Origin of the sequence: Brumimicrobium glaciale (assembly GCF_004152935.1) — a bacterium.
Classification (GTDB): Bacteria; Bacteroidota; Bacteroidia; order Flavobacteriales_D; family Crocinitomicaceae; genus Brumimicrobium; species Brumimicrobium glaciale.
In genome coordinates this window covers 195,472-213,705 of record NZ_SETE01000002.1, presented here as the reverse complement: position 1 = coordinate 213,705, position 18,234 = coordinate 195,472, and the positions used below count along the sequence as shown (strand labels likewise).

13 protein-coding genes are annotated in these 18,234 nt (G+C 32.6%); all 13 read right to left on the bottom strand.

What is annotated here, in order from left to right:
- Positions 1-4: 4 nt before the first annotated feature.
- Positions 5-1,630, bottom strand: coding sequence for a biotin carboxylase (locus ERX46_RS04595; protein ID WP_207214122.1), 1,626 nt, complete (start codon positions 1,628-1,630; stop codon positions 5-7).
- A 32-nt stretch (positions 1,631-1,662) separates the two neighbouring features.
- Positions 1,663-4,407 carry an aminotransferase class I/II-fold pyridoxal phosphate-dependent enzyme gene (locus tag ERX46_RS04590; protein WP_130092667.1) on the bottom strand — a complete coding sequence of 915 codons (2,745 nt, stop codon included), beginning with the start codon at positions 4,405-4,407 and terminating at the stop codon, positions 1,663-1,665.
- A 3-nt stretch (positions 4,408-4,410) separates the two neighbouring features.
- Positions 4,411-4,812 (bottom strand): VOC family protein, encoded by a 402-nt coding sequence (locus ERX46_RS04585; RefSeq protein WP_130092666.1) that lies wholly within the window; start codon positions 4,810-4,812, stop codon positions 4,411-4,413.
- Positions 4,813-5,025: 213 nt separating this feature from the next.
- Positions 5,026-5,970, bottom strand: coding sequence for a carbon-nitrogen hydrolase family protein (locus ERX46_RS04580; RefSeq protein WP_130092665.1), 945 nt, complete (start codon positions 5,968-5,970; stop codon positions 5,026-5,028).
- Positions 5,971-5,972: 2 nt separating this feature from the next.
- The gene (locus ERX46_RS04575) at positions 5,973-7,286 is read right to left on the bottom strand and encodes an aspartate aminotransferase family protein (protein ID WP_130092664.1); all 1,314 of its coding nucleotides are present in this window, start codon (positions 7,284-7,286) and stop codon (positions 5,973-5,975) included.
- Positions 7,287-8,508: 1,222 nt separating this feature from the next.
- Positions 8,509-10,197, bottom strand: coding sequence for a hypothetical protein (locus ERX46_RS04570; RefSeq protein ID WP_130092663.1), 1,689 nt, complete (start codon positions 10,195-10,197; stop codon positions 8,509-8,511).
- 233 nt (positions 10,198-10,430) lie between these two features.
- Positions 10,431-11,135, bottom strand: a complete 705-nt coding sequence (locus ERX46_RS04565; protein ID WP_130092662.1) for a hypothetical protein — start codon at positions 11,133-11,135, stop codon at positions 10,431-10,433.
- Between the two features lie 90 nt (positions 11,136-11,225).
- Positions 11,226-11,519, bottom strand: a complete 294-nt coding sequence (locus ERX46_RS04560) for a hypothetical protein (protein ID WP_130092661.1) — start codon at positions 11,517-11,519, stop codon at positions 11,226-11,228.
- Positions 11,520-11,559: 40 nt separating this feature from the next.
- Positions 11,560-12,978 (bottom strand): T9SS type B sorting domain-containing protein, encoded by a 1,419-nt coding sequence (locus ERX46_RS04555; RefSeq protein WP_130092660.1) that lies wholly within the window; start codon positions 12,976-12,978, stop codon positions 11,560-11,562.
- Positions 12,906-14,369 carry a hypothetical protein gene (locus ERX46_RS04550; protein ID WP_130092659.1) on the bottom strand — a complete coding sequence of 488 codons (1,464 nt, stop codon included), beginning with the start codon at positions 14,367-14,369 and terminating at the stop codon, positions 12,906-12,908. Before ERX46_RS04550 ends, ERX46_RS04555 begins: the two co-directional genes overlap by 73 nt.
- A 345-nt stretch (positions 14,370-14,714) precedes the next feature.
- Positions 14,715-15,563 carry a hypothetical protein gene (locus ERX46_RS04545; protein ID WP_130092658.1) on the bottom strand — a complete coding sequence of 283 codons (849 nt, stop codon included), beginning with the start codon at positions 15,561-15,563 and terminating at the stop codon, positions 14,715-14,717.
- 178 nt (positions 15,564-15,741) lie between these two features.
- The gene (locus ERX46_RS04540) at positions 15,742-15,936 is read right to left on the bottom strand and encodes a hypothetical protein (protein WP_130092657.1); all 195 of its coding nucleotides are present in this window, start codon (positions 15,934-15,936) and stop codon (positions 15,742-15,744) included.
- A gap of 361 nt (positions 15,937-16,297) precedes the next feature.
- The gene (locus ERX46_RS04535) at positions 16,298-18,217 is read right to left on the bottom strand and encodes a WG repeat-containing protein (RefSeq protein WP_165366150.1); all 1,920 of its coding nucleotides are present in this window, start codon (positions 18,215-18,217) and stop codon (positions 16,298-16,300) included.
- Positions 18,218-18,234 lie beyond the last annotated feature (17 nt).

Genomic DNA, 18,234 nt, shown 5'->3' with positions numbered 1-18,234 from the left:
TTAATTATTTAGTTAAACTTCCTGTAAGCGCAACTCTTTCTCTTTTATCTTCTATTAAATGAGATACATATTGTCCTCGAATAGCTTTAATCCAATTTTTCGCACGTTTGTTTAGCTTGAAATCATCAGTCATCATTCTGCCTCTAGAAACTATGATTCCCATATCTGCTCCTTCGTACAAGTAATCTCCTTTTTTGGAAATGTGCAAGAAGAATGCTTCACTTTCTGATTCAACTGCTCTTCTGTGGCTGTCCATTCTATCATATTGAATGTGTCCATTGTCAAACATTTTCCAAATTCCAGATCTTGGCGCTTCAGAAATATATTCGATTGTATCTTCAGTATGTTTGATAATCAATTGACTCCAACCATCAAGGTTTTCTTGTTTTGCCCAACGTTTATTGATTTCGTTTACATTCAAATTATATTCAACACCCATCCATTCCAAAATATGGAATATAAATAATGGAGCATCCGCTAATGCAAAAACAGCGTGGTTAGTAATAGAACTTGCACCAGTAACACGAGGATTTAATTCTCCTAGATAAATTTCACCGTTGTCTTGGTCAATTAAGAAATCTAATTCAAAATAACCTTTGTAACCTTCTTTTCTTAATTGATCACCAAATAACTGAGTGTATTTGGCTGCTTTCTTTCTAATTTGTGGTGTAAATGCATCTGGATAAATTTCATTTCCACACCAACCCCCTTTGTAAGGAGTCATTTCTTTAAAACCAACCAATTCTGTCATCAAAGGAGCAACGATTGTTCCGTGTCTAGTAACACAAGCCTCAATAGCAGAACCTTTACAGTTAATTCGCTTCATGATTTTAACTTCGTCTTCTTTTATAATCTCTTCTTCATGCTTTTTGAATTCTTCTTCATTGGTAATGAAAAAAGTAGTGTGTCCAGAATCTCCAAATGGAGTTTGAATTACTAAATCTTTTCCTAATTTCTTAGAAACTTCACTCAAATGCGCGTAGTTCTCAACTTTTGAAAGGACATAAGGAACACAAGCGACACCCGCTTTTTCAGCCAATCTATTTGTGTTTACTTTATTGTCCATCATTGTTCTCATCTTTGCAGGAGGGAACATGATTTCTAATCCTAATTTTTTTGCTAATTTCTCAGTTTCTTCATCAAACATTAAGAACATCGCTTTACCAACAGTTTTACCTTTTTTACGGATGTTAATATAATCCTGTACTTCTGGGTGTTGTAATAAATAGTTGTTAATATCCTCAATACCTGTGAAATCATCGTGCGGAATTTCTTCTTTCGGTGAAAAAACATTAGGATGCTCACCATCAAAACATTCAATATGACTTATAAACTTGAATCCTTTAATCCATTCATCAGCTCCCAACATATTAAAGTTTGTAGCGCTAATAAAATAGAGTGGTGTTTCATTTTTATGGAAAAATCTTCTAATATCTGGAATTCCATTAAGCACTTCAGGAGTATTGCTCTTTTTTGCCGCTGGTTTTTTCACAGTTACCTTTTTCGCAGTTGGTTTACTATCAGATGCTTTTTTCGCAGTAGTTTTCTTAGCTGATGCCTTCTTCACTGTTGCTTTTTTAGCAGTTGGTTTTGTAACTTTCTCTGTTAATGATGTTTTTTTTATAGCCATATTTCTTTATTTTAATCTGTTAATGCAATTGTTTATTTCTTAGTCTTACCCTTACCCGTGGACATTCCACCAATTGAGGTAATCACTTTATGTCTGTCAAGCACTTTCTCTTTAAAAACTCTAATTCCTAAGTCTGCTCGGTAACCATGAATTTCACTGACATCTAATGCAGTCATAAAATTGACGATTTCCTTACTTATTACTTGACCTGGAACGAGAACTGGAAATCCTGGTGGATAAGGAATCACAAAGGTAGAAGCTACTAAAGCTCTTCCTGTTTCCATAACTTTTAAGCATTCATTTAAAGGAACATATTCATAATTATCTTCTTCGTAAGCCAAGAAAAATGCTTCACGCAAATTTCCTCCAGGAACACCCGGTACAGCGCGGAAAGAGTTGTGGAAATAACTAAAATCGGGGAGAGGTGGAACTTCTTTTGTTAAGGAATAAATCCTTTTCTCTCTTATTTCTATTTCCTTATCGTTCAATGATTTGTATTCTTCATCCAATTCATCAGCAATTCGCAACAAAGCATTGGTTAAGTAAGTTATACTTCCTTTTGTTGTTCCAATATTGGTCATGAAAAGAACGGTATTACGTGATGTCTTGTTAATTTGGATATTAAATTTATCCATTAGATACTTATTTTTAAAAGTATCACCATCAACACCAGTTTTCCCTATGTATAATGTGATTTTAGTTGGATCTAAAACGAATTCATCACTTTTCCAAGCTTCGTACATTCTGTTCCAACCTGATTTTTGCGTATAATACTCATTGAGTCCAGTTTGGCGAAATTCATTTGGAATAAAATCACTCACTGTCAATACTTCGAAATACTTACTTAATTGAGGATTATCCGTGATTTTTGCACGCAAAACCATTGCCATTTCTATACTTTTCTCCACCAACTCAAATCCTTCGAGTTGAACTTGTCGTCTTCCAATGTCCAAAGAAGCCAACATTTGGTAATTTGGTGAGGTAGAAGTGTGCGTCATATAAGCTTCTAAGAAAGTATTCTCTGTTTTTCTTCTGAAATCTTCATCCCAAATATGAATCATAGAACCTTGTCTGAAACTACTCAATGTTTTGTGAGTACTTTGAGTTGCATATACGCGGATTCTAACTTTTTCTGGATCCGGCATCAGAGCTTGTTCACCTTCTTTTAATCCTTTAATGTGTTCAGCATATTGTCTTTTATAAGCTGGTGTACTGTATTTTTTGCGTAATTTTTTGGCAACAAACATTCCAGTTCTTTGACGATAATCATAACCAAAACCAGCGAATGCAAACCAAGCTTCATCCCATAAGAATATCATGTCAGGCTTAATGGCAAGTACTTGTTCCATTACGCGCTCAACATTGTACACTAGACCGTCAAAAGTACAATTCGTTAAAAGCAACATTTTGACTTTATCTAATCTTCCAGCATCTTTCAGCTGAAGCATTTTAGTTTTAATTTGTTCTAAAGGAACAGCTCCATACATCGAGTATTCTTCGATAGGATAGGAGTCTAAATAAACTGGATAAGCGCCTGCTAAAACCAATCCATAATGGTGAGATTTATGACAATCTCTATCAATTAACACAACATCATTGGGTTTAACCAATCCTTGCATTACGATCTTATTTGCGGTTGATGTTCCGTTAGTTACGAAGTATGTATTGCAAGATCCATAAGCATCTCTTGCCATCTCTTGCGCTTTCTTTATTGGCCCAGTGGGTTGCAATAAAGAATCAAGTCCCCCAGTTGTAGAAGATGTTTCTGCTAAGAACATATTTCGTCCGTAGAATTCACCAAAATCACTAATCCACCTAGATTTAAAAACGGAATTCCCTCTCGAAATAGGCATTGCGTGAAAAATTCCAGTTGGCTTTTTACTGTATTCTACAAGTGCAGAAAAGAACGGTGTATTGTAACGCTCTGCAATTCCTCGCATGATTGTTAAATGCAATTCTTGAATGTCCTCAGTTTGGTAAAAAATTCTTCTAAAATCTTTAATGGTACTGTCTTTAAGCTGACCCAAAGAAGTATCGGTCACATAATAAGTATCTAGTTCAGGACGAATTTCTTTTATCAATTCACCCATAATAGGGCCTAAATCAGTTTCAGATTTTAAAGAATAATCATATTTACCAATTTCCTCAATGTAAGGTTTAATTAAAGGTGAAATATTCTTTGAACGATAGGGTGGAGCATAGCGCACAACAACTGCTTGAATGTTGTGATTGAAAAGCAAAGCTATGAGTCCATCCTGAAACGATCGCTGAACGACAACGCCATAAGTGAAATTATCACTAGGATTTTGAAGCTTTTTTAGCGTATCCTTTAATTTTACTTCTTCTTTTTCAGATATATTATCAATGAAAAGCACTTCAAAATGATTTTTTCTTACGCTGTTATGCTGTTCATGATTTTCAACGGAATCCATGCTGTGTTCATCAAAATCAATGAATTCAGGATTACTTCTGTAACCATCACCAACTAATTGTTTAGTTGTTTCTTGAACTAAATTCGCCAATGAAGTAAACTCTTCATTTATATATGCTTTTTCCAACTTACTAAGCCGTTCTTTTCCTGGAGATGCAAAAAAACATTCGACACCTTTTAGATCTTTTAGAAGCTCTTTAATCCTTTGTTTGTGATCTTTTTCATTTACCGACCCTTTATTGCAACGGGAAAGTTCAGAAGTTTGGATTTTTAGTTTATTCCAAAAATCAACCCTTAGTTGTCCTATGTTGTAATAAGGAGCACTCTTTGTTTTGTTTTTAGCCACAAATTAGTTTTTAGAATGTAATGCGAGTTTATTACCCTGAGAATCAATGAAAATAGCAAAATAACCTTCGTCCTCACTAATGAGAGTTTTGGACATAATTATTCTACCACCAGCGTCTTCCACTTTATTTAAAATAGTATTCAAATCCTTTCCGCCATTTAAATAAATCAACGGTCCTTTGTCTGAAGGAATGGATCCTGGACCTGAAATAACCGCTCCACCAATTCCTGATGTTACAGGGAAAAATGCCATAGCATTCACATCTGTAATGTTTTGTGTCATTTCTATACCAAAAATTTCATTGTAGAAACTCACTGCTTGATCAAAATCAATGGCAGGTATTTCAAACCAACTCACGTAATCTTTTATTGCTACTCTCTTTTTACTAATTGATTGTCCTCCCATTGTTTATTTCGTTTTTAGTGGTTAAACTCTCTACATTTAGCTTTTCTTGCTTTCAGCTATTTCTTTTCCTTTTTCTTTGCTTTAAAATTTAAAACCTTAACTGATGCTATGATTGGAAATTTTGTCTTGCAAAAAGAAAATAAACTCATTTAATTGCTCGAAAACCTAAATGCATTGAGTACTTGTAATTTTATTTATGAATTTTCTGTGTTCTTATATTATTCCATCTCCTTTATAATGAATTGAATCTTCTTCTTTATGAATGAGCTCATTTTCTTTTATTGTTAATTCTGTTATTGTATCAAGTCGAGTTGGCTTAATTAATGGTCCTAGGGAGTCCAAATAAGGCGTTGCGACATTAGGTTGATAGATATTGAATAATCCTGTCTTCAAATGATCTCTAAAGCTCTTTAAAGGCTGACCTAATCTCAATATCCCCAATTCACGACTTCTTCTCGCTCTTTCAATATTGAGTTCTAAAGGAATAATTTCCTCTGTTCCTTCTGATTGATGTAAAACTCTTCCGTCTGGTCCACAAACAATTGAACGTCCACATCCTCCTGTATCTAAACCGTTTACATCGAATAAATAACATTGGTTGATGGATGCCATTGCTCTAACAATCGACAATTCAATATCTCTGTCAATTGTTCCCGACATCGTAGGGTGCATAATTACTTCAGCTCCCATTGTAACTAATGTTCTTATTGTTTCAGGGAACCACATGTCATAACAAATAGAGACTCCAAATCTGGCAACACCTGGCACATCGAATACACAATATTCATTACCAGGAGTCACTCCTGTTTCATAAGGATAGAATGGGAACATTTTTCTGTAACGCTTGATTATTTCTCCTTCTGGATTGATAACACAAGCAGTATTGTAAATTTTATCTTCACTTTTTTCGAAGATAGAACCCGGTAGTAACCAAATACCATATTGTTTGGCTTTGGCTTGCATTTCTGCTTCAAAATTGTTTGGAATCGCTTGTGCATGGTGCGTCAAAGGACCAAAAGCACATAATTCACTAAACATGATCATTTCTATCCAAGGATAGAGATTCATGGTAATATCAATTTTAAGTTTCATCATTTCCACATTGGAAGCGACAGCGGATACCTTCATTTGGATCCCGGCAATTGCGAATGGTTTCATAATTATTTGTTTGAAGCTTTTTTAATTTGGTTTTCGAATATCGATAACCCTTTATCTAGTTGTTCTGGAGTGATTACCAATGGTGATAATATGCGAATAATATTTTTATGTGTACCTGCACTTATCATGATTAATCCGTTTTCTGAACATCCTTTTATGATTTCTGTGCATATTTCGGCATCTGGCTGTTTAGGATCATTGTTTTTAACAAATTCAATTCCTATCATTGCTCCAACGCCACGCACATCACCAATTGAGGGATATTCTTCCTTTAATTTATTTAGTCGATCCATGATTGTTTTACCAACAACCAATGCTTTTTTGTTCAGATCGATTTCTTTCATGTATTTTATGGTTGCTAAAGATGCAACACAGCAAATTGGACTTCCGATATAAGTTCCTCCAATGGATCCACCAGCTGCAGCGTCCATAATCTCAGCGCGTCCTAAAACTGCTGCAATTGGAAGTCCAGAACCCATAGATTTCGCATAAGTACTTATGTCTGGAGTAATACCATAATGTTGCCAACTTGCCCAATGACCAGTTCTGCAGAATCCACTTTGCACTTCGTCCATGATTAACATAACTCCGTATTGATCACAAAAATCACGAAGTCCTTGCAAATACCTTTTTGGAACCGGATTAAAACCACCTTCTCCTTGAATTGGCTCTATAATTATAGCAGCAAGGCAGTTAAAGTCAACTGTGTTAAGTATACTTTCATGTAACCTGTGTAATTCGTCATCTATAAAAGTGTCTTCATCTCTTTGTCCTTTATAACGGTATACGTTTGGAAAGGGCAGGCGGTAAACTTCTGGAGCAAATGGACCACAATCTGGTTTGTAGGTTATTTTACTCGTTAAAGACATCGCCATCATTGTTCGACCGTGATAAGCACCAGTAAAGCAGATTACTGCTTGGCGTTTAGTGGCTTGTCTAGCTATTTTTATAGCATTCTCAACTGCTTCAGCGCCTGTACTCACTAACATCGCTTTGGTATGTTCTCCGTGTGGAAGAATTTCAACCAATTCTTCACATAATTCAATGTAAGGCTCGTAAGTCACCACGTTGAAGCTCGTGTGTAGAAATTTCCCAGCTTGTTCTCTAATCGCAGCAACAACTGGTTCTGGACAGTGACCAGCATTGACAACTCCAATTCCACCAGCAAAGTCTATAAGTTCATTGCCATCAAGATCTGTAATGATTGCTCCTTTAGCGTGTGCAACGGTTGCTGTATTGAATACTCCAACTCCGTTTGCTACTATCTTTTTTCTCCTCTCAAGTAATTCAAGAGAATGTGTTTTATCATTTTTCATTTATTAAATCTGTATTATAATTCATATTAAGCTTTAAATCGACAGGCCATGCTTTTTAAATGTATGGAACTAAAATGTACTTTTTAAAGGCAAAAAAAAGAGCTATTTGTATAGCTTTTCAAATGGTTTCATTTTATAATTGGATTCGGAAACTTCTATAAAATTTCGGAAGTTTGAAGTTTAATTATTTAAAAATCTGTGATTTTAAAAATTAAGCTGGAAGCCAATCTATAAGTATAGTGTTTCAGTAAATATATGATTCGAATACAATACTTTATCCCTTTAAAAGTAACTAAAATTAATTATATATTGAATATTTATTTTAAGTTTTATTCAAAAATATTTGTTTTTAACTTAAATTATAAAATTCAGTGATGGCTTAACTTATAGGAGATTTGTGATTTAAAAGTAGTCAAATAATAAGTTTTATATTTTTATTTATGAAGTCTAAAATTGTTAAATTATTTTCAGAATAAATACTTAATTTTATAGTTTATATAACTTGTCCTTTTATTTTGATTATCAATGAATAAGTGTAATTTTTGTCGCTCATTTTTTTTACTGTGAAGTGCTTTTGCGATCTTACTGAATTTACTGTCTAATTTATCTCCTTTTTCAAAATTGGTTTCAAATTCTACGGATGCTTCTATTTCACAAAATTCTTGCAGTTTCCTTTGTAATATTTAAAAGTACTAAAATGCCGAGGAATCTCCTTTTTTATCGATTTACTGGTTAAAATATCGATAAAAATTTCATTGGTACCAGAAATAGTTATAACCATGAGCACATTTGTGCATCTAGTATTAGCTTCTAAAAAGCTTTATATCTAACAATAGAATTTAGATCATAGACAAAGGACATAATATTCAATTTTCTAAAATCTAACATCTAAATATTTTGACAGTTATAGAATTTTATTCTCATTTGAACTTATGGTGATTTCAGTCCATAGTGGCTCAGTTAGTGACTCAATATTAAAAAATGAAGAAGATATATAAACTAAACTGATACTGAATTCTCAATCCGTGATTTCGATTGAAAACTTAATGCGTAAGCTTTAGTAATTTGCTTGACAGTTGCAGAAGTAATAAGTATCGTCAATAGGAGCATTTTTTTTACCTTATTATTAATCAGTTCTTTGAAGTTGGCTTTACTATTCTTGAGATAAATCAAAAACCTCGTGTTAATTACAAAATAGAATTGAAATTATAGAATCGACACTCTAATAAAATTCATAAACATATTGAGTAACAAAACCATCACTTCCTCTTTCAAAAATCTCTTCGATGCAAAGGCCCATTTCATTGTAAATGAATGTCATCGTTCCTTTATCTGATCCTTTATAGCTTTCCCATTCTTGCTTTAGTATTTTTCCTTCTGCATCAAATTGATGTAAGATTGGATTGTTTGGATTTTTATTTTCTTTGTCTGAATAAGTTAATTTCACCTCATAATTTCCTGAAGTATCATATTTATAAGTGAAAAACGCAATCATATTCTCATAGATACTGTCCGAGTAATATGCTTGTTTTGTAAGTACTGAATCTGTTGAGTTGTAATAATACTTCCAGTAGAGTCCGTTATATTGATATTCAACAAGTGATCCGTTTTCTGAAAAAGTATATGAGGTGTTTTGGTCTGCTTTTCTTGACTCCAAATACGATTTTTCGTTGATTTGGCGATTTTTCGAATCAAATTTAGCAACTGTTACTTTCTCAGGATCATTAGGATATATTCCTTCTTCTAAACAATACCTTTCTTTTGTTACAGTGTTTAATAATGAATCATAGGTCGTAATCGTTTTACATTCCCATTGTTGAAGAAAGGATTCAACTGATAATTCTAGTCTTGGGTTTTTATTAATCAAAACATAAGATCTAGATTTTTGATTCAAATCAATACGCTTTTGTCCCTGATTTTGCTTGTAACTTACTATTGTTGTGTCTGGCTTATTGAAATTGATAGTGGTTTTCTCAACCAATTCATTTACATAATTATATGTGAAATTGATTTCAGCCATCTTATAAACCTTATCTCCATTTATGTAGGCTTGAACTGATTTGATTAAATTTCCACCTTTATAACTGTGATCTATATTCATTAAGTAATTCTGATCATCTTTTTTACGGTTTATATTTGTGACAATCGAAAATGTAGTTAGTGGGGTTTCTAAATCTTTTAAAGCTTCAGCATAAAGAATAGGAGAGTACAAGTATCCATTTGGGGTAGTATAATAGATTGAAATTTTTTCGTTAATCAATTCTCCATCAATATTATAAGAAGATATAGAAATAGTGTCGCCATTCTCTGTGATTTGTGAAACAATCTTCATACTTCCATTCTCAAAATACTCAAATTCTTTTTTGAAATAATTTTGAGTTCCTTCATCACCAAAACCTAAAGTTTGAAGCGTTTTTAACTTTTTATCGGAATTGTAAGTATAATTGTATTGAAAGAGCTTTCTTTTCTCTGGAAGTTCATATACAATAATGCTTTTGTTTGAACCATCCTTGTTATAAATGTATTTTTCTGAAAATCCTTCATAATACATTGGCAGCGGGAGATTATAAATTACTGAATCTACTTTTCCAGATTGATTTAGAACTATTTCCCTTTTGAGGATGATTTCATAGTTAAGACCAGTGGCTATTTCCTTAGTTAGATATCCATTTGGGTCATAGTCTAATTCAAATTCAATAATTCTATTGTCTTCTTTAAAGTAAATTTGATTTCCTTGTTCGTCATACTTTCCAAACTTTACCAATGCATTATCACCGTCATATTCCGTTATTTTTTTAACCTTTTTTTCTTTGATTTCAAAGTTGGATAATTCAAATGGATTGGCATTGTTTTGACCGAAAGAAAAAGTTAAAAAGAGAGAGAAAAGGAATATTAAAGTTATTGATTTCATGGTAAAATTAATGTTTATAGATAATCTTCAAAATTAGCGTTTTATAACGAAAAGTAAACTAAGAATACTTGTCTATATCCCTTACAAAGTTTTTTACTTTCTCTACTTTGTTCATAGTTTGTTAGTAGTTAATGAATTGTATTTAAGTTTATTGATTTCAATTTGAACATGAATTTTTAATGTCTGCAACTAAACTCATCATATTTATACTTTCAACTCTTTAATTGCAAAGACTAAACATCATAAAACGTTTCAATATCGGGGCCATAATAATAACTATCTTCTTCAATGAGACCATTAACTACTTTCTCATCAATAGGCTTTAAATTTTCGATATTTGCAATTTCTACTGCTCTTTCTATTTGTTTAGCAATGTCTTCAGTGCTCGTAAATAGTGTATAACCTCTACTTACTTTCAAATAGGAGGCTTCTAGCTTGATTTCAGACTTTGAGACAAAGATTCCTTTGTCTTTATATTTTTCATTCAGTTTGTCTAATAGTCGAATGTCAAACGAATCATCGGAAGTCAAAAGCGGTGAAAAATAAAGCATAATGCAAATTTCTCTGTAAATATTTCTGTTTGATATTGAGGTATTCCAATCGTAATATATCTTAAAGTAATACTCTTTATAAACACCTTTCAAACCCTTGTATTTATTGTTATTCAGACGCTCAATGTCTAAATTCATTTTGTCTTTAATTTCACGAAAGACCTTACCATGTACAAAAGAGATGTGTTTCTTTTCTCCAAAATGATCGTTTAAATAGGCGAAGATGAAAACAACGATAAATATCACAAGACCAACAATCAGAGATAATTTTATATCTCCGTCCGTCGAAAACAGTAATATCACTGTAAATACAACTGCAAAAAACAAACTTACTGATAAGTAGATTCTAAGGCTTGAACTAAGAAAATATTTGTATAGAAATCCCATTTTTTAAATCATTGAAAAGGTATTTATAAAAAGAGAGAGAAAATGCTTTTGTAATTTTATTTTCATGAGTTTAGGAATAATAGTTTTCCACTAATCCCACCTGTTATAAACAACATTAATATGATCTACCATATCTCTCATGATAAAGAAAAATCCAGGCTGATTTGTAGCCACATAACAGACTTCTGAATATCTATTTGATTCATCTAGCTTTTGACATGCATATTTAGAGAATGTTACTTTATCGACATCACCTTTATAATTCAACACTTTAAGTGCTTCTTTAATAATTAATTGCACATAATCTTCGCTCCATCCATTAAAGCAATTTGGATGATTTTCAAAAATATCTTCCCTGAATGTAATTGTTTGAGTGTCTCCCATAGTTTGGATTTTAAGTTGCGACAATTATAATGATTTATTGTCATTTCAACACATTCACAAAGCCATGAATTTTATTTTCACCTTCATTCAAATCAATATATTCAATAATCCAAAAATAAGTTCCATCGTTTACATTTTGTCCATTCCAATTGATCAAAAGGTCGTCTGTTTCAAAAACAACATTTCCCCATCTGTTGACAATAACAGTCTTCATTGAAGCAATTCCTTCACTTTTTACAGGAACGAAATAATCATTAATTCCATCTCCATTTGGCGTGAATATGTTTGGAATTTCGAGGATGGATTCGCATTTATAATTAATTGTAATGTAGTCTATTGCCGTACATTCGTTAACAGTTACTTCAACCCAGTAATTACCAATTTGTGTAACATATAATATTGAATCTGTAGAATTGTCTTGCCATAAATAAGTTGCATTTGAAGTGGTAGCATCTAGCACTAATGTATCATTTTGACACATTTCAGCATCAAGGCCAAGATTGAAAATTGGTGAAGGTTTGAAGTTTATTGTTATCGTGTCTGAGACACTACAATTATCTACAGTAACTTTTACCCAATAAGTTCCTTGTTGATTTACATTAAATGTAGAATTGGTTGAATTATTTTGCCAGATGTAATTAGCGTTTGAAGTTGTAGCATCTAGTTCTAAAATTTCACCTTGACACAATGTTGTATCTGCTCCTAAATTAATAATTGTCAAAGGATTATAATTTACTATAATGGTATCTGTGGAACTACAATTATTTACAGTCACTTCCACAGAATAAGTTCCTTGCTGAGTGACATTAAATATCGGGTTTACTGAATTGTCTTGCCATAAATAGTTAGCATTTGGAGCAGAAACATCGAGATTTAATGATTCTTCGTGACATAAGGTTGTGTCGTTTCCTAGGTTTATAGCCGGTACTGGAATAAAATTCACCATCATTGTATCGATGGAACTACAATTATTTACATTTACATCAACCCAATATGTTCCAGATTGAAACACATTTAAAAATGGACCTGTCGAATTATCTTGCCATGAATAAATAGCATTTGGCGTTGTCGCGTCAAGAATCAAATTTTCTCCTTGACAAAGAACTGTATCTGTTCCTAAATCAATGATTGGAATCGGATTATAATTTACATTAATTGTATCTTTGGAACTACAATTATTTTCAGTTACTTTTACCCAATAAGTACCTTGTTGAAAAACGTTCAAAGTTGGGTTAATGGAATTGTTTTGCCATAAATATGTTGCATTTGGAGTAGTAATATCAAGCAACAAATTTTCCCCTTGGCAAAGCACTGTATCAGTTCCTAAATCGATGATTGGTGCTGGACTAACATTAATTTGGATAGTATCTGAAACTATACATGCATTTAAAGAAACTTCCACCCAATAAATCCTGTTTGGGTGATGTTTAAAGTTGAATTCGTTGAATTGTCCTGCCATAAATAAGTTGCATTTGAAATGGAAGCATCTAGAATATAATTCGATCCTTGACAAATCGTTGTATCTGCTCCTAAATCTATGAATGATGTTGAAATATAATTTACCACTATTGTATCCATGTAACTACAATTGTTTGCAGTTACTTCAACCCAGTAAGTTCCTTGCTGCGAAACGTTTAAAGTTGGGTTTGTTGAATTGTCTTGCCATAAATAAGTAGCATTTGGAGTAGTAACGTCAAGAAGTAAATTCTGACCCTGACACAAAACCGTATCTGCCCCAAGGTTAATGTTAGGAGTAGGAATATAATTTACAAGTATTGTATCAGAGGAACTGCAACTGCCTACATTTACTTCTACTGAATAAGTGCCTTGCTGGTAAACATTAAATATTGAATTACTTGAGTAGTCTTGCCATATATAATTAGCATTTGGAGTGGTTACATCTAGAGTTAAATTTTGACCTTGACATAATAGCGTATCATTCCCTAAATCTACAACCGGATAATCCTTAACGCTTACAGTTCGAGAAGCTGTGTCACTTGAACTGTAAACAAAGTATGTAGTTGTTACTAATGGCGCCACTGTAATGGAGGATGAAGTAGATATAATGCTGGAAGGATTAGAGCTATCTGCCCAGCCCAATGCTGTTCCATTTGCTACAGTTAGAGTTGTAGAGTCGCCCGTGCACAGTGAAATGTCGCCATGAATTTGTAAAGTTGGCAAGGGGATAAGCTCAACATCATCTATAAAGTAATAAGCATCTCCAACACCAGTTTTTGCTGTATTCGCGTCGAGAGCGAAATTACCAATGGTTATATAATTAGATGTATTATTTGCAATAAATGTAAATGTGTATTGTTGCCAAAAATCAGGAATAGTTAAAATTCCAGGTATTACAACTTGAGGGACAACTGGAATTGCGGCAGGTATATTTTGAATATCGGGTTGTACTAATTGTTGCTCCGAAAAATGTACTCCAAAATTGTCTGAGTTTCCTGTATGTATCGCTTGTCCTTGGGTAAGAAAAAAGCTTATTTCATATTCTTGCCCTATTATAAGTGTTGAACTAAGTTGTCTTGAAATATACTCCCGAGAATTTTGGTGACTATAGGAGTAAGTAATCATACCCATCTGACCTGCACCATTATTTGGCATACCAGTACCTAGCATTGTTACTCCCATATAACCTGAAGTGTGAAGATAATCAGGAGTTGCTACTTGTCCTATGTAAACGCCATTCACGTTATTCCATCCTGTAGCCAAGTAGGGCTGCGATAAAGAAGTTGGTATACTTGTATAAGTTTCAAAATCTCCATTTGGAATTAGATTCTGTGAGTTTGAAGAAATTGAGACAAACATGAATACAAGTAATACGTAGCTTCTATTTTTCATTGTGAGCAGTGTTTTAAGTTAAGAAAACAACAATAACAAGATGATTTTCTTTGCTTATTGCACTTTCATAAGTTACTAATCTGAGATAGTAAAATATCAAAAGTAAATTCACAAGATTAACGTGGTAAGATGAAATGAGTTGCCTTTTTGTACTTAATATTTAATGAAAATCAGAAAGTTAGAGGTAGAGTTGAAATTCGAAAAGAATAGATTTAATTTTTGTAGAATTTAATTTCCATCAACATTCAGATTATCATCGTTTCTTCGATGCAGAATGCTTTAGAATAGCAGATAAAGTGCAATGCGCCGAACGATGCTAGTAAATCTATGCGCCATAATGAAAATCTATTTAATCTCAGTAATTTGTTCAGATTTCGTTTTCACTTTCAGCTTCATTGATATTTCCTCATTGATATCCAAAGTCATATCCATTGGCAATTCAGTGATGAATTTTGTTAAAAACCCTTCTTTAATATCAAAAATAGCACTTCCTGATCCTGTTCCTTTTGCAGACATATTAAATTGTTCTCTACTCATGTCGAGTCCAACAGTTTGAACAATATCAAAAAACGCTTTTTCCTCTTTAATTTCTTTAAGGTAGTATTCAATACTAATGTTAATTAATACAGGATTCATTCCATCAATAGGAATAGACATTGGAACTTCACTTTTAAAAGTATCGCCAACTTTCATTGGTTGCTCAGGAAATTTGATTGATTGCTGAACACTTTCGATTGTGGTGATCAAGTTTCTTTTCGTTTCTACTGAAATATTTTCTCCATGTATCGAGTCAACATGAAACATGAAGTCTTTATCATATTTACCTGTAATTTTCGATCCTGAAAGTGGTAATTTTTCAGTTTTTGTTTCACCATTTATCGTATTTGTAGAAATCATCTCACCATAGTTCATTGTAGCAGGAGTTTCACCATTCTCATTTATATTGTCCGTGAAGATGTTCGATGAGATTTTCACTTCGCTATTCACAATCATTGGCATGTCAATACCATTGTCTTTTAGTGCTTTTATTATTTCTTCATCCGCAACAAAATCAACTTCAGAGAGTGAGGTTGTTGTCGTTTTAGTTATGTAATTTTTATTTGGCTTGTATTGAATTTCAAAAAGAACACTCTCTTGTGCAAAGTTTGTGAATGATATCAAAATCAATAGTATGAAAGTTAAATTCTTAGTCATTGGGTTTCTTTTTAAGTTTATAGTAAAGTGTTTCGTGTAATTTTGGACTAAATTAAGTAATTAATCTTATTTTAAGAATTTTGAGTCAAGATTGATTTAGAATCTAATTTATCATCTAAAAGGAGACCAAAAAACATCATATCCTTTCCCTGTTTTTTAAATACATCCCTTTCTAATTCTATTTTTGAGGATTTTGTGAATCATTTAAATCAAAAATTTGATTATAAAGCTCAAAGCATTGATCAGTAATATCTTTAAGGAAGAGTTGTTCCGCTTTTCTACATTTTTTATGATATTCAATGTAAGAATTTCCCTCTTGACTGTTTCCAATGCGGCTAACCATTATAAACAATAGGATAAATGCAGTTTTCATTTTCTAAATATTGTGAATTTTGGTCAATGATCTCCATTGCAAATCTAAAACCTCTTTCATCAGACGCATAATTTGTTGAGTCGTATTTTTCTTCTAGCGTTTTGAATAAGAACACCAATCCGAAATGACTCAAACTCCCCTTCGAATTTCTCTCGGTTTTTTGTTCCTATCACTCCGCATTTTGTGTCAACGTGTTCTTTCCCGCTTTTAGAATTCTCTTTTGTTTTCATAATTAGCAGTTGAAAAATGTGTTTAAGTTGTTGACAATAATTTGAGTAGGGCAGTAGTGTAATTTTTAGAATGATGATCAAATGTAAATAAATGATTTTATTTTACTTAGAATTTTTATAATCACAATATCCTATTTGTTTCCCCTTTCCTCATCACTAATCCAAGCATCCAGAGGATCATCTCCATAACTTCTTTCCTCTAAAGGAATAATTATTCTTCCATTCATATCTGCTATTCCGATTTGGTAATTATCCTCTTGGTATCCATCAATTAATTCTCCTTCAGTTAGTTTTGTTAATGAAATTATTCCAGAACAGAATTTTATTAAATCATATTCAATTGGAATTACAATTTCATTTTTAAGGTTAATTACGCCCTGAAATCCATCAAGCGTAACAGTAAATAAATTACGAGGTGCACATTGAACCATTTGAAAAAAAGATTCAGAATCTTCAACTGAATTGTAAATAATTTCATCATAGCGCATCGGAACAACAAATTCACCATTTGCATTTATGATTCCTTTGGTATAGCTGGGTAATTGAAGTGTGAGTAGTTGTATATTATAATTATTCGGGGTTTCCTTTTTGACTCCCACTATTTTAAATCCGTTCTCTAATTGTTGAACAAAGTTGTATTTATCTGATGCTACAGCTTCGTTAATTGACCGTTTTTCAAACCCTGAGAAAGGAACAAAAGTATTGTGACCCATTCTTATCACATGCGCAGAATTATGATTGTCACCAACCATTTCTATCGTTTTTGAAAATGGCGAATTTTTATTCATTAGTCTCCCAGTTGCATCAAAAGTAAAATATTCACCATTGTAAACATACCTGGGCACACCTGTATTGAGAGAAAAGTCAGATTTGTGTACGGATGCAATTCCAGTGCTGTCGTTCAATTGCATAATACCGTCATGGTTAAAAGAAAGGATTTTTTTACCTGAATAATTAACAACGCCCCATTTCTCGCCGTTATTGGTAATGAACATTCCATCAAATAGATATTTTAAATATGGATAATCGATTTTTAGTAGAATTTCTTCGTTTTCATTGATGACTCCAAAACGATTATTTTTAGCGACTATGAAATTATTATCTGGAATCATTTTAATAGATTCATAATTCATAGGAAGCAACGTATCACCATTTCGATTAACAATTCCATACTTTTCATTCTTCGAAATAATGAAGTGATTTGCATCAATTACTTTCACTGATTCATACGTACAAGAAAGAATGATTTTACCATTTTTATCTATGACACCCCATAAGTTTTTTTGTTTCACAACTGCAAATCCATTTTCAAATGGTTCAATGCGATCAAAAATAATCGGTACAACAATATTGGCATTGCTATCAATACAACCAAATTTAATCGAACCTTTAACCATATCGAAAGTTACTGCGCGGCCATCATTGAATTCAAATAAATTACAATAATCGGCATTGTCTAAAACCAAACCTGCTCCATAATGTGCATAATGAACTAAATCTCCATAGACATTTCTGTCATAGTTTTCAATCACCACTAATTCTTTTCCTTGAGGTGTCAAAAGCCCGAAGTTGTTTTCTCTTATAAATGTAAAACGACCATTATTCATAGCACTTATGTAGTCGTAAGCGAATTCATTAATGAAATTTCCTTGGGTATCAATAATTTTAGTTTCCAGATAATTGATTTTACACTTGGCAAATCCGTCAATAAAGTCTTCTATTTCATAAGCAAAAGGTTCAATGAGTTCATTTCCAAATCGGTCTATCAAACCAATTTTTCTATGAAGACTGACTTTCGCTACATCTCCTTCAAAATCATAAATTTGATCATATTTTGGCTGAATTAACACAAGTCCTGTGCTGTCCATTAGTCCAATGTATCCAGACTGATAAATCCGAGCAACACCATTTTTAAAGAAATCAATGTGATAGGTTGAGTCAGTTGTCTCAAACAGCTTATAATTGGCGTTGTAGTTTCCTTCTATTTTATTCTGACCAAAGCTTTGTAGGGCAATAAAAATAAGTGAAAGCGTGTAGATATATTTATTCATAAGTGTGATGTACAGTT